Genomic DNA, 13,453 nt, shown 5'->3' on the forward strand with positions numbered 1-13,453 from the left:
TCGGCAGGATCCCCTCTCGGGAAGCCCATTCTGGGAAGGCAAAGCGTGATCCGTTACGCAAAACCCACCACGGTCGACGACGCCCTCGCTTTGCTGGGCGAAGGGCAATGGCGCATCCTCGCCGGCGGCACCGACTTTTATCCGGCACAGGGCAGCAAGCCTTTCCGCGACAATGTCCTCGATATCAATGGCCTGGTGGCATTGCGCGGCATTGCCGAAGCCGAAAACCATTGGCTCGTTGGCGCGCGCACCACCTGGACTGATCTCGTCCGCCATCGTCTGCCGGCGGCTTTCGAGGCGCTGAAGCAGGCGGCGCGGGAAGTCGGCTCGGTGCAGATCCAGAACGTTGCCTCAATTGCCGGCAATCTTTGCAATGCCTCGCCAGCCGCCGACGGCGTGCCGGCGCTGCTGGTGCTCGACGCCGAAGTCGAACTGCGTTCCGCGGTGGCGAGCCGGCATCTGCCCCTTGCAGAATTCATCCTCGGCAACCGTCGCACCGCACTGCAGCCCGGCGAAATGGTCACGGCAATCCGCATTCCCAAACCCGCGACCGCCGGCAGCTCCGCCTTCGTGAAACTCGGCGCGCGGCGTTATCTCGTCATCTCCATCGCCATGGCCGCCGCACGCCTGGCCGTCGAAGATGGTGTCGTCAGGAACGCGGCCGTCGCCGTCGGGTCCTGCTCGGTCGTCGCCGGGCGCCTGGCGGGTGTCGAGGCGGCGCTACGCGGCCTGCCCGTCGGCCAAGCGCTGGCCACTGCCATCCAATCCGCGCCAATGGACGAGCTGTCGCCGATCGGCGACGTGCGCGGCAGCGCCGAATATCGGCTGGATGCGGCGCGCGAGATCGTTGCCCGTGCCGTGCTTGGTGCTGTGGGCGCTATTCCCGGCGAAAGGGCGGCAGCATGATGGGCATGGAGCACGCCAACATCGCCTTCGAGGTCAACGGCGCCGCCGTCAGCGTTTGCGTGCCGCCGGTGCGGCGGCTATCCGCGGTGTTGCGCGACGAGCTGCGGCTGACCGGCACCAAGATCGGCTGTGATGCCGGCGATTGCGGCGCCTGCACGGTGCTGGTCGACGGCGAGCCGGTCTGCGCCTGCCTGATGCCCGCGGCTTCCGCCTCCGGCACCGTGGTGACGACCGTCGAAGGTCTCGGCGATGGCAGGCTGTCGGCGCTGCAGGCCTCGTTTCTCAGCCATGGCGCAGCACAATGCGGCGCCTGCACGCCCGGCCTGCTAGTCGCCGCAACGGCACTCCTGGACAGGACGCCTTACCCGAGCGAGGCCGAAACGCAGGATGCGCTGGGCGGCGTGCTCTGCCGCTGTACCGGCTACCGCAAAATCGTTGCGGCGGTAATGGATGCTTGGCGCCACGCCGATGGTCTCGATCAGCGCATGCCATTGTCCGGCAATGCCGTCGGCTCCTCTCCGATCCGCCTCGATGGCGTGCCGAAAGTCACCGGCGGCGAAAAATTCGGCGGCGATTCCTTCCCCATGGATGCATTGTCGGTGCTGGTGGTCCGCTCGCCGCATTATCATGCGGCCTTCAGCTTCGGCGATCTCGATGCCTGGGTGAAATCCCGTCCCGGCATTGCCGGCGTCTTCACCGCCGCCGACATTCCGGGAAGGAATTGTTTCGGCGTCATCGCACCCTTCGCCGACCAGCCGGCGCTCGCCGAAGGGTTTTCGCGCTTTCGCGGCGAGGCGGTGGCGCTGGTTGCCGGCGAACGCGAGACTATCCTCGATCTCGACCTTGCCGATTTCCCTGTCAGTTGGACCGAATTGCCGCATTTTCTGGAAACTGGCGAAGCGCAGGCCGGCGGCGCGCCACTGGTCCATGAAAACCGGCCCTCGAACCTGCTCACCTCCGGCTTTGTCGAGCGTGGCGACCCCGAAGCCGCGCTCGCGGACGCGGCTTTCGTCGTTTCCGGCGCCATCGACACCTCATATGTCGAGCACGCCTATATCGAACCGGAAGCCGGCTATGCCTTCATGGACGGCGACACGCTGGTCGTCGTCGCCTGCACGCAGGCGCCCTATATGGACCGTGACGACACGGCAAAAGTGCTCGGCCTTGCCCCGGAAAAGGTGCGCATCGTGCCGACCGCCACCGGCGGCGGCTTCGGCTCCAAGCTCGACGTCTCGCTGCAACCGCTCATCGGCCTCGTCGCCATGAAAACCGGCCGGCCGGCGGCGCTCGCCTATACCCGCAACGAATCGATGATCTCGACCACCAAGCGCCATCCCGCTCGGATGAGAGCGAGCATCGGCGCCGATGCCGACGGCCGCGTCACCGGCATGGTCTTCGCCGGCGATTTCAACACCGGCGCCTATGCCAGTTGGGGGCCGACGGTCGCCAATCGCGTGCCGGTGCACGCCTCCGGCCCCTATGCGACGCCGAACTATCGCGCCGAAGGCCGCGCCATCCACACCAATGGCCCGATTGCCGGCGCCTTTCGCGGTTTCGGCGTGCCGCAGGCGACGATCATGCAGGAGACCCTCTATGACGAGCTGGCCGACAAGCTCGGCATGGATCGGCTCGACTTTCGCCTGAAGAACTGCCTTCGGAACGGATCCGAAACAGTTACCGGGCAGCGGCTCGAGTCGGGCGTCGGCATCGCCGACTGCCTGGAGGCCCTCCGCTCACATTGGCAGTGTGCCCTTCGCGATGCCGAAGCGTTCAATGCCGGCAGCAGCATCAAAAAACGCGGCGTCGGCATCGCTTCTTGCTGGTACGGCTGCGGCAACACCTCGCTGCCCAATCCGTCGACCATCAAGGTCGGCATCTCGGTATCGGGCGAAGTCGTCCTGCATCAGGGCGCCGTCGATATCGGGCAAGGTTCCAACACTGTCATCGCGCAGATCTGCGCCGACGCGTTGGGTCTTCCACTTGAACAACTCCGGCTGAAAGGCGCCGACACGGCGATCACCCCCGACGCCGGCAAGACCTCGGCCTCGCGCCAGACCTTCGTCACCGGCAAGGCCGCCGAAAAGGCCGGCCGCGCCTTGCGCGAGGAGATCTTGCGTTTCGCCAATGTCTCGGAAAAGGCGGCGATTGCGCTGGACGGCACAAGCCTGAGCATCGGGGAAGGCGAAGCGACGCGCCGCATCGATCTTTCCTCGCTGAAGGCAGACGCCGAAGGATTCGTCTTCCGGGCCGAGGAAAGCTACGACCCGCCGACGCAGCCGCTCGATGCAAAAGGTCAGGGCAAGCCTTACGCCGTCTATGGCTATGGCGCCCAGATCGCCGAACTGGAGGTCGACCTCAGGCTCGGCACCGTGAAGCTGATAAAAATCACCGCCGCGCACGATGTCGGCAAGGCCATCAATCCCTTGCTTGCCGAAGGCCAGATCGAGGGTGGCATCGCCCAAGGCATCGGCATGGCGCTGATGGAAGAATACATCCCCGGCCGCACCGAAAACCTGCACGATTATCTGATCCCGACGATCGGCGACGTGCCACCGATCGAGACGATCCTGATAGAAGTTCCGGACCCGGAAGGACCCTTCGGGGCCAAGGGTTTGGGCGAGCATGTGCTGATCCCGACGGCGCCGGCGATCCTCAACGCCATACGCCATGCCGCCGGTGTGCTGGTCACCAAAATTCCGGCGACGCCGACCCGCATCCGCGCCGCCATCCTCGACAAGGAGGCGCGCCGATGAGCGAGCTTGCCGAACGCTTCGAGACACACGATCCCGGCGAAAAGCTGGTGGCCGAGAAGATCCGCTGCGATGCGTGTCCGGTCATGTGCTACATCGCCGATGGCCGCACCGGCGCCTGCGACCGCTACGGCAATGTCGGCGGCAGGATCGTGCGGATGGATCCGCTGACCATCCTCGACCACGCCGCCGAGACAGGCGGCGCGGTCGTGCCCTTTGCGGAGGAAGGCAAGGGCTGGGACGGCGAACTGGTCAACACCGGCCGCCGCTTCGTCACCGCGATCGGCGCCGGCACCACCTATCCCGACTACAAGCCGGCGCCCTTCATCGTCAGCCAAGCGGTCGAAGGCGTCGATCTGGTCACCGTCGTCACCGAGGGCATCTTCTCCTATTGCGGCGTCAAGGTGAAGATCGACACCGACCGTCATATCGGCCCCGAAACGGCAACGGTCCGTGCCGAAGGCGAGGCGATCGGCCATGTCACCACCGGCGAATACGGCTCGCAGATGCTGTCGCTGGGCGGCGTGCATCATTTGACCGGCGGCTCGAAAGCTGAAGGGCGCGCCACCTGTGACGCCATGCTCAGCCTGTGCAACCGCAAGCCGGTCGAGCTCGTCATCGACGGTGGCGCCACAGTCATCGTCGAAGCCGGCAAGCCGCCTGTCATCGACGGCAAGCTCGAGCAGCGCATGCGCGTCGGCTGCGGTTCGGCCACCATCGGCATGTTCGCCACTCAATGGCGCGGCCTTGTCGACGAGGTGGTGGTGGTCGACGACCACATCACCGGCGTCGTCTCCGAGCATCAGGCTGGCAAGGTGCTTGGCTGGCAGGACACCGGCATCAAGATCATCGGCCGCCGTTCGACGCCGGGCCGTTATTTCAAGGTCTCGGAGCCCGGCCTCGGCTGGGGCGGCACCAGCATTTCCGACCCGCTGTCGATCCTTGGTGAATGGAACGCCAAAAAGGGTGCGCGCCCCGGCATGTCGCTGCTGATGGTCTCGACCACCGGCGAGCAATTCGCCTATTACGAGCTCGACGACGAATTGAAGCCGGTGCAGAAACCCTTCCCGGAGCGGCTGCGGAAGTCGGTTGAACTGATCGAGGACAATTGCGAGCCGGCGCTCTGCACCGTGCTTTTCGTCGGCGGGGCCGGCGGCTCGCTGCGCGCCGGCGTCACCGAGAACCCGGTCAATCTGACCCGCTCGGTGCAGGGCCTCAAGACCTATGTGACGGTCGGCGGCGCGCCGGTCTATGTCTGGCCGGGCGGCGGCATCACGCTGATGGTCGACGTCACCCGCGTGCCGGAAGGCGCCTTCGGCTATGTCCCGACGCCGGCGCTGGTCGCGCCGATCGAGTTCACCATGCGCCGCGACGATTATGTCAGGCTCGGCGGCTACGAAGCCGAAATCCGCAGCGTCGATGATATCCTGGCTAAGGGCGGCGAGTATCTCAACCCGCGCCGGGGCACGGCCGCACCCGGCGACAATCCCTGGCCGCCGCTGGCGCAGTTGCGCCGCGCAGCGGTAAACGGGGCCGGGTGATGAACGGCCCGCAGGCGCATTGGCTCAAGGACAGCCGACGGCTTCACCTCAATCATGGGCCGATCGATCTGATCGTCGAGGCCTTCGGCGAGGCAAGCGAATGCCGCGCCGCCTATCGCCAGGCAGTGGCGCGCTTCCAGACGATCCTGCCCGAGCTGGTCGAAGAGTTGCCCGAACTGCGCTGCCCGGCCGCCTCGCGGCCACGGGCTTTCGCTGGCCCGACGGCGCGCCGCATGGAAGCGGCGGTTGTTCCGCTAGCGAAACAATTCATCACACCAATGGCGGCCGTCGCCGGCTCGGTAGCCGACGAAGTGCTTGGCGCACTGCTTGCCGGCCGCCGGCTCGATCGCGCCTATGTCAACAATGGCGGTGACAGCGCGATCCATCTCTGCAACGGCCAGTCGATAACGCTTGCCATCGCCGGGACAGGTCATGGGTTGGCCGATCGTCTCACGATCCGCGCCGAAGACGGGATCCGCGGCGTCGCGACAAGCGGCTGGCGCGGCCGGTCCTTTTCGCTCGGCATCGCCGACGCGGTCACAGTGCTGGCGCGAACGGGTGCTGAAGCCGATGGCGCCGCGACCTTGATCGCCAACGCCGTCGACCTGCCAGGTCATCCGGCCGTTAGGCGCGTGCAGGCGCGCGATCTCGCACCTGACAGCGACCTCGGCGACCGTTTGGTGACGCAGGGCGTGGGGCCGCTTTCCGCCGCTGAAATCGCTATTGCGCTGGAAGGCGGATTTGCCGTTGCCGAGGAGTTTCGGCGGCGCGGCCTGATTGCCGCCGCGGCGCTTTTCCTCGGCGATCAGGTGCGCATCGCAGGTCCGATGGCGCTCGCCAACAAAGTTTTAGAGAGGGAAATTGCTCATGCCTGAGTTTCCGATCCGCAAGATCGCCGTGCTGACCGAAGAGATTTTTCACGAAGGTGGGCCGGTGGCGAAGGTGCCGCGGCGCCGCGCCGCGGCCATGGCTGTGGTGAAGAACCCGTTCGCCGGCCGTTACGTCGAGGAACTGCAGAGTGCCATGGAGGATCTGAAGCCGCTCGGGCTGCTGCTCTCCGACAGGCTCATTGCCGCACTGGGCGGCGACGTCAAACAGATCGACGGCTACGGCAAGGGCGCCATCGTCGGCATGGCGGGCGAGCTGGAGCACGGCGCGCTGTGGCATGTGCCGGGCGGCTATGCCATGCGCGAGCGGCTCGGCGATGCCAAGGCGATCGTGCCCTCGGCAAAGAAGGTCGGCGGCTTCGGCGCGCGGCTCGATGTGCCGCTCGGCCACATCAACGCCGCCTATGTGCGCAGCCATTTCGATGCCATGGAAATCGGCATCAGCGATGGCCCCCGTCCCGACGAGATCCTGTTCTGCCTCGCCATGACCTGCGGCCCGCGCGTGCACGACCGCATGGGCGGGCTGGCTGCCAAGGACATCAAGGCATGGGATGGGCTGCGGTGAGCGCCGAAGACAATCTGCTCAAGCTCGTCGAGGCCGAGGAGCCTGACGAAAACGACTATCGCTTGCAGGAGCAGGTCGGCTTCATCCTGCGCAAGGCGCATCAGCGCCACGTCTCGATCTTTGCCGCACATATCGCCGATCTGACGCCGCCGCAATTCGCCGCTCTGGCCAAATTGCGCGACGTCGGCGAGACCTCGCAGAACCAGCTTGGCAGCCTGATCGCCATGGATGCGGCGACGGTGAAGGGCGTCATCGACCGGCTGAAAGCGCGTGGCTTTGTCGAACTTAGCAAACACGAAGTCGACAAACGGCGCCTGCTGGTCAATCTGACCGCCGAGGGGCGCGACGCGATCGAGCGGCTGATTCCGCTTGCCCGCGAGATTACGCAGGAAACGCTGGCGCCGCTTTCCGCCAAGGAAGCGGCCATTTTCATGAAGCTGCTGGCCAAGCTGGCTTGAGCTGCTGCCTGCCGGCGTTTGGTTGTTGTTCCTGCCGGGCGCTGAACGCCCGGCAGGAAAGCCTCGTCTCAGAGGCCGTTGTCCTTCAGGATCTGGGCGGCATTTTCCTTGGTGATCTTCTGCGTCGGCAGGGTGATGGTCTTTTCCACCTTCTCCCCGTTAAGGAACTTGATCGCCTGCCGCAGCCCTTCGGCGCCCGGCGTCACATAAGTGAACGTCGCCGTCAGCTCGCCATTGGCGACCAGCTGCACGCCTTCATTGGGCAGGCCGTCGATGCCGATGAACTTGATGTCCTTCTCACGTCCGACGTCCTTGGCGGCAAGATAGGCGCCATAGGCCATCGGATCATTGTGGCCGTAGACAAGATCGATCTTCTCGTTGTTGCGCAACGCGGTCGCCATGATGTTGTAGGCCTGGTCCTGCTTCCAGTCGCCCGACTGCTGGTCGAGCAGGTATTTCATGCCCGGCTCCTTGTCGGTGAATTCATGGAAGCCGTCATGGCGATCGTGTGCCGGCTGGGTGCCCATGCCGCCCCATATCTCGACGACATTGCCGCCAGCCTTGCCCTTGCCGCCAAGCAGCTCGACGGCATATTCACCGGCAGCCCGGCCGATCAGCTTGTTATCGCCGCCGACGAACTGCGTGTAGTCGTTGGTTTCGACGTTGCGGTCGAGCACGAAGACCGGGATCTTGGCATCGATCGCCTGTTGCACGACACCGGTCAGGCCGGCGGATTCTTTCGGTGATACCAAGAGCGCATCGACCTCCTGACGGATCAGGTTTTCGACATCGGCGACCTGCTTCTCGGTCTTGTCCTCGCCGTCGGTGATGATCAACTCGACTTCCGGATGCTTGGCCGCTTCGGCCAGGATGTCCTTGTTGAACTGGGCGCGCCAGGGTTCGATGGTTGTCACCTGCGAGAAGCCGATCTTCCACTTCTTGTCCTGCGCATGGGCGCCGCCGGCAAGCATGGCGGTCGTGGTCAGGAGTGCCGCTGTCAGCCCGGCGAGCTTCAACAATTCACGTCGTTTCATTTCTTGTTTCCTCCAATATTCAGAGACGCGGTCTCTTGCGACGGCCGCTTTGCCGCGGCCGTTTCCTTGTGCGCTTGCCCACCGGGCAGTCGCAGATAGAAGAGAAGATCACCGGCATTGCGCTCCTGTACGAGCACGGTACCGATAATGATCATCCCCTTCAGCACCAGCTGAAGGTTCGAATTGATGTTGTGCAGCTGCAGGATGTTGGAGAGCAGCCCGAAGATCAGCACGCCGCAGAACGTCCCGGTGAGGCTGCCGCGTCCGCCCATCAGGCTGGTGCCGCCGATGACCACGGCGGCAATCGCGTCGAGCTCCAGCCCGGCGCCGGCGTCCGGCTTGCCTTGCCGGTACTGCGCGACATAGAGCACGGCCGCGATGCCGGCCAGCAGCCCTGACACGGCATAGGTGGCGATCTTGACCCGCCCAGCGGCGATGCCCGACAGCCGCGCCGCCTCCTCATTGCCGCCGATTGCGTAGACATAGCGGCCGAACGGGGTGAAGCGCAGCACGGCGCCGTAGATCAGGATGGCGCCGAGGAAGAACAGGCCCGGCATCGGGATCACGCCGAACACCAGTGAGCGCAGCATTTCGAAATCGGCTGTGGCGTTCGACCCGGTATAGACCGGCAGCACCGCATTGTTCTGGCCGGCCGTCAGCCGGGCGATGCCGAGCGCAGTGACCATCATCGCCAGCGTCACGATGAAGGGCTGCAGCCGCCCGGCGACGATGATGAAGCCGTTGAGCGCGCCGAACAGCAGGCCGACGCAAGGCGCCACCAGCAACACGCCGAGCACGCCGAATTTTGAGCCTACCTGCGGCAGCAGGAACCACAGCACCAGGCTGCACAGGATCACCCCGACAATGCCGGGCGTCACCAGCCCGCGAACGCTGTCCAACCTGATGTCGTGCGTGGCCTGCGCGCCGGCGCGGGATTTTTCGATGTTCAGCAGGATGAAACGAGTGACGAGAATGCCGAGGCAAAGGGCTGCCAAGGCAACTGTCGGCACCCCCAGCACCACCGCCGGCGTCACGCCGGGGACCGTCAGCAGCATGGCACAGACGACCGTGCAGATCGCCATCAGCGAGCCGACGGAAAGGTCGATACCGCCGGTGATGATCACCGCCGTCATGCCGGTGGCAATCAGGCCGGTGGTCGACACCTGGCGCAGCACATCGAGCAGGTTGCCGTAGGACAGGAAGATGTTGTTGCCTTTGGAGCTGATCGGCGAGCCGAGCACGCCGATCAGGAAAATGGCGATCAGGCCCCAATAGAGCTTCGTCCGGGACAGGATTTGCAAAATGCTCATGCGGCAGGCCTCGTCATGGTCCGTCGCGGCGCCGCAAGTCGCATGATGGCCTCCTCGCTGGCTTGCGCTCGGGACAGCATTCCCGTCTGGCGGCCGTCGGCCATGACCAGGATACGGTCGGAAAGATGCAGCAGCTCCGGCAATTCCGAGCTGATGACGGCGATCGCCAGCCCGTCTCGCGCCAGCTTGAAGATGAGATCGTAGATTTCCCGCTTGGCGCCGACATCGATGCCGCGCGTCGGCTCGTCGAGCAGCAGCACCCGCGGCCTCGTCGCCAACCACTTGCCGATGACGACCTTCTGCTGGTTGCCGCCGGACAGCGTGCCGGCCGGCTGCTCGACGGTCTCGCAGCGAATGCCGAGCGCCTTGACGGCGTCCCGTGCCAGCCCTTGCTCGCCGGCCAGCGAGCGCAGGCCGAACCGCGCCAGCGCGCCGACCAGCGGCAGCGCGACATTGTCGGTGATCGAGGCCTCGAGATGCAGGCCTTGCGTCTTGCGGTCTTCTGTAACCAGGGCGATGCCGAGCCGGCGTGCATCACGCGGCGAACGGATTTCTACTGCCTCGCCATCGAGCCTGATCTCACCGCCGGCACGTCCGCCGCTGGACCCGAAGACCGTTTCCAGGATTTCGGTGCGGCCCGAGCCCAGCAACCCGCCGATGCCGAGGATTTCACCTGCAGCAAGATCGAAGCTGACGCCGTCCAGCACGGTGCGCCAGCCATGGCGATTGGGCTTCGACAACGACAGCTCGCTGACGGACAGGACCGTGTTGCCACCGGGGATGCGGTGCTCCTGGGAGGAAGCAAGCAGGTTTCGCCCGACCATCGCCGAAATTATGGCGTCTTCGTCGAGCTTGTCCATCGCCTGCGTCAGGACGTGGCGTCCATCGCGGAAAACGGTGACCCGGCTGGCCAGATGCATGACTTCGTCGATGCGGTGTGAAATGTAGACGATCGCCACGCCGCTATCTGCGAGCTGGCGGATGATGCGGAACAGCCGCTGGCATTCGGCCGGCGAAAGCGCCGAGGTCGGCTCGTCCATGATCAGGATGCGTGCCGACATCGACAGCGCCTTGGCGATCTCGACCAGTTGCTGTTCGCCAACGCGCAAGGCACCGACACGCGCATCCGGATCGAGCTCGATGCCGAGCCTTTGCAACAGCGCGCCGGCAGCGCGGCTGCTCGCCTTGCGGTCGACGATCAGCCCGGCGATCAGCTTCTCGCGGCCGAGAAAGATGTTGTCGGCGACGCTGAGTTCGGGGACGAGGTTCAGCTCCTGGTGGATGATGGCGATGCCGGTGCGCTCGGCTTCGCGGACGCCGGCAAAGCGCACCGCATGGCCATCGATACTGACCGTTCCGTTATAGTCCGTATAGACGCCGGACAGGATCTTCATCAGCGTCGACTTGCCGGCGCCGTTCTCGCCCATCAGCGCATGGACCTCGCCGCGCCGCAGCTCGAAGCCGACATCAACAAGTGCGGCGATGCCGCCGAAGGACTTGGAGATGTGCTCGGCGCTCAGCACGACAGCCGAGCCGTCCGCCATAACGCCTTGTGCAGGGATGGAATTGCCGTGCTGCATACAAGGACGGCCTCCCTCCGTCGTCACCGAACACCTCAAACGCTAATCTAAACGTTTCGATCATGTCAAGCCAATATCTGGAGCCTGAGATTGTTCCATTTCAATTCTTGCGCAAAACCATAAGATTCCGTAGGTATTGCTGCCGCGGAGTGGTGAAACGTTTCGAAAATGACAGCGTCAGGGCGAAAAAGGCAGCGTAAATCCACTGCACCGACCATGCTTCATGTGGCCGAGGCCGCGCGTGTTTCCGTGGCCACCGTGTCGGCGCTGATCAACGGCACCGCGACCGTCAGCCCCGAGCTCAGCCAGCGCATCGAACAGGCGATCCGCGACATCGGCTACAAGCGCAATGCCATCGCCCGCAGCCTCAAGATGGGAACCACACGCACCATCGGGCTCACCGTCCCACACATCACCAACCCGTTCTTTACCGACGTGGTCTCGGTGATCCAGCAGGCTTTCGACAGGGCCGGCTACGCCGTCATGCTGTGCTGCACCGACGAGCACCTGAACACGCAGGACGATCAGATCAGGCTGCTGCTCGACCGCATGGTCGACGGGCTGATCGTCGCGCGTGTCGGCGACGGCGCGATCCTCAAACGGATTGTCGACGACGCCAATGTGCCGGTCGTGCTGCTCGACCGTGTTTGCCAGGGTGTCGACACCGATGCCGTCGTTCTCGATAATCAGCGCGCGGTGTTCGACGCCATCACCTACCTGATCGATCTCGGCCATCGGCGCATCGGCTACATCTCCGGCTCTTTCGATATCTCGCCGATGCATGACCGCATGGCGGGATACCGCGAGGCCCTCCAGGCCGCCGGCCTGCCGGCCGAGGCCGAGCTCGTCCGCTTCGGCAACTTCCATGAAGTCGACGGCTACAACGCGACCATGCAGCTGCTTTCGCTGCACGACCGGCCGAGCGCCATCTTTTCGGCCAACAACCCGATGGTGATCGGCACCATGAAGGCCATTCGCGATATCGGCCTGTCCTGTCCGGAGGATATTTCGGTCGCCTGCTTCGATGATTTTCCGTGGTCGGATGTGTTCCGGCCGCAATTGACCACGGTCGCACAGCCGGTGCAGGCGATTGGCGAACAGGCGGCCAATCTGCTGCTCGACCGGCTCGCCGGAAACAGGGATGCGCCGCCGCGCAAGCTGACGCTCAAGGGACGCTTGATGATCCGCAATTCATGCCGCCCGCTAGGTGCGACTGCGCAGAGCGTCAGCGCGTAGCGCTTGGCTTGGGCTCTGTTCAGAAACTTTGTAATGCCGGACGGACAGCGCTCCCTCTGTCCTGCCGACCCCGGCCCTTCGCAGCCGCTACGGGCGTTCGTCGTTCGAAAAACCGAGCAATTGAAGGACGCGGCGCCGATCGAGCCAAGTGGCCAACAATCAGCCCGCCGACAAGCAGGAAAATCTTGGCAATCGAAGCATGTGGGATTAGGAATATGACGAGATGCGGCTGATCGCTCACACGGGCGCCGGCTTGAGTCATGCGCGTGAAATCGATCCTAACCGGGCTGGTACTTGCTGGGATGGTTGCATTCTTCGGCTGCACCACCGGCGGCGCATTAAAGACTTCCCCCTCGGCCTATGGCGGCCTCACCGATGCCGGTTTTCGCGTTCCGTCGGTTCCGATCTACAAGGTTGACCAGAAGTTCCTTCGGCAGACAGTGCCTTATGCGACTGAAGAGGCGCCTGGCACCATCATTGTCGATACAGGAGCGAAGTTCCTCTACTACGTGTTGGGAGACGGTCAGGCGCTGCGCTACGGAATCGGCGTTGGCAAGGCGGGCTTCGAATGGCATGGCACCGCTCACGTTGCGAGGAAGCGCGAATGGCCGGATTGGAGCGCGCCGTCTGCGATGATCGTGCGCGAGCAGAAGCGAGGCCGCATCATACCGGCTCATATGGAGGGCGGACTCATGAACCCGCTCGGGGCGCGCGCGCTCTATCTTTTCAACGAGAAAGGTGACACTGGATATCGCCTGCACGGTAGCCCTGAATGGTGGTCCATCGGCAAAGCTGTGTCGGCGGGCTGCATTCGCCTCATGAACCAGGACATCATCGATCTCTATAACCGCTCTACAATCGGCACCAAGGTGGTCGTCATTTAGTAGACGCCGCGTTTCCGTCTAACAGACGAGCATGACGGATCGAACACTCTCCGCGTAGAACGCGCGAACTGTTCGCGATGTCTTCGCACACCTGTTCGCGATGTTCCCTGCCTAGAGTCTTTCACGTTTTGACGGAAGCGTATCCGGCGTTTGTGAAGTAGTTTTTGCATTCGCCGGGTTCGATCGTCGCAACGAGGTGGCCGATGTGGCGCCAAGTGTCCTCGACGGTACGCTTCTGAGCTTGTCGCATCCAATGCTTGATCTTGGCGAAGGCCTGCTCGATCGGGTTGAGGTCGGGGGAG

The 13,453-nt window shown here is 64.3% G+C and carries 11 protein-coding genes and 1 pseudogene; 8 read left to right on the forward strand and 4 right to left on the reverse strand.

Annotated elements, in window-relative coordinates; all coding sequences use genetic code 11:
- Nucleotides 1–45: 45 nt before the first annotated feature.
- The 6 genes from NKI95_RS10085 to NKI95_RS10110 are packed head-to-tail and all read left to right on the forward strand — an operon-like array spanning nt 46 to nt 7,107.
- Nucleotides 46–906 (forward strand): FAD binding domain-containing protein, encoded by an 861-nt coding sequence (locus tag NKI95_RS10085; RefSeq protein WP_352716371.1) that lies wholly within the window; start codon nt 46–48, stop codon nt 904–906.
- The gene (locus NKI95_RS10090) at nt 906–3,659 is read left to right on the forward strand and encodes a molybdopterin-dependent oxidoreductase (protein WP_352716408.1); all 2,754 of its coding nucleotides are present in this window, start codon (nt 906–908) and stop codon (nt 3,657–3,659) included. The genes NKI95_RS10085 and NKI95_RS10090 overlap by 1 nt, the downstream gene beginning before the upstream one ends.
- Entirely contained in the window at nt 3,656–5,197 is a 1,542-nt protein-coding gene (locus NKI95_RS10095; RefSeq protein WP_352716373.1) for a 6-hydroxynicotinate reductase, read from the forward strand. Before NKI95_RS10090 ends, NKI95_RS10095 begins: the two co-directional genes overlap by 4 nt.
- On the forward strand, nt 5,197–6,072 hold the full coding sequence (locus NKI95_RS10100; RefSeq protein ID WP_352716375.1) for a UPF0280 family protein: 876 nt from the start codon (nt 5,197–5,199) through the stop codon (nt 6,070–6,072). Before NKI95_RS10095 ends, NKI95_RS10100 begins: the two co-directional genes overlap by 1 nt.
- Entirely contained in the window at nt 6,065–6,649 is a 585-nt protein-coding gene (locus NKI95_RS10105) for an amino acid synthesis family protein (protein ID WP_023676966.1), read from the forward strand. The genes NKI95_RS10100 and NKI95_RS10105 overlap by 8 nt, the downstream gene beginning before the upstream one ends.
- Nucleotides 6,646–7,107: a MarR family winged helix-turn-helix transcriptional regulator gene (locus NKI95_RS10110; RefSeq protein ID WP_023718174.1), complete on the forward strand. Its 462-nt coding sequence runs from the start codon at nt 6,646–6,648 to the stop codon at nt 7,105–7,107. The genes NKI95_RS10105 and NKI95_RS10110 overlap by 4 nt, the downstream gene beginning before the upstream one ends.
- A gap of 68 nt (nt 7,108–7,175) precedes the next feature.
- Here the strand turns inward: NKI95_RS10110 and NKI95_RS10115 are convergent, their stop codons facing one another.
- Genes NKI95_RS10115 through NKI95_RS10125 form a run of 3 tightly spaced genes read right to left on the reverse strand, consistent with a single transcriptional unit; the run spans nt 7,176 to nt 11,031 of the window.
- Nucleotides 7,176–8,141: a substrate-binding domain-containing protein gene (locus NKI95_RS10115; protein ID WP_352716377.1), complete on the reverse strand. Its 966-nt coding sequence runs from the start codon at nt 8,139–8,141 to the stop codon at nt 7,176–7,178.
- Nucleotides 8,138–9,451, reverse strand: coding sequence for an ABC transporter permease (locus NKI95_RS10120; RefSeq protein ID WP_352716379.1), 1,314 nt, complete (start codon nt 9,449–9,451; stop codon nt 8,138–8,140). The genes NKI95_RS10115 and NKI95_RS10120 overlap by 4 nt, the downstream gene beginning before the upstream one ends.
- Entirely contained in the window at nt 9,448–11,031 is a 1,584-nt protein-coding gene (locus tag NKI95_RS10125) for a sugar ABC transporter ATP-binding protein (RefSeq protein WP_352716381.1), read from the reverse strand. Before NKI95_RS10125 ends, NKI95_RS10120 begins: the two co-directional genes overlap by 4 nt.
- Before the next feature lie 216 nt (nt 11,032–11,247).
- On the opposite strand from NKI95_RS10125, the gene NKI95_RS10130 reads away from it, so the two are divergent.
- Nucleotides 11,248–12,267, forward strand: a complete 1,020-nt coding sequence (locus tag NKI95_RS10130) for a LacI family DNA-binding transcriptional regulator (RefSeq protein WP_352449454.1) — start codon at nt 11,248–11,250, stop codon at nt 12,265–12,267.
- A gap of 260 nt (nt 12,268–12,527) precedes the next feature.
- Nucleotides 12,528–13,151, forward strand: coding sequence for a L,D-transpeptidase (locus NKI95_RS10135; protein WP_352716383.1), 624 nt, complete (start codon nt 12,528–12,530; stop codon nt 13,149–13,151).
- Between the two features lie 121 nt (nt 13,152–13,272).
- On the opposite strand, the pseudogene NKI95_RS10140 reads toward NKI95_RS10135, so the two are convergent.
- Nucleotides 13,273–13,453: pseudogene (locus NKI95_RS10140) on the reverse strand (IS630 family transposase); the annotation flags it as partial.

The organism is Mesorhizobium sp. M0306 (assembly GCF_040321655.1).
Taxonomy (GTDB): Bacteria; Pseudomonadota; Alphaproteobacteria; order Rhizobiales; family Rhizobiaceae; genus Mesorhizobium.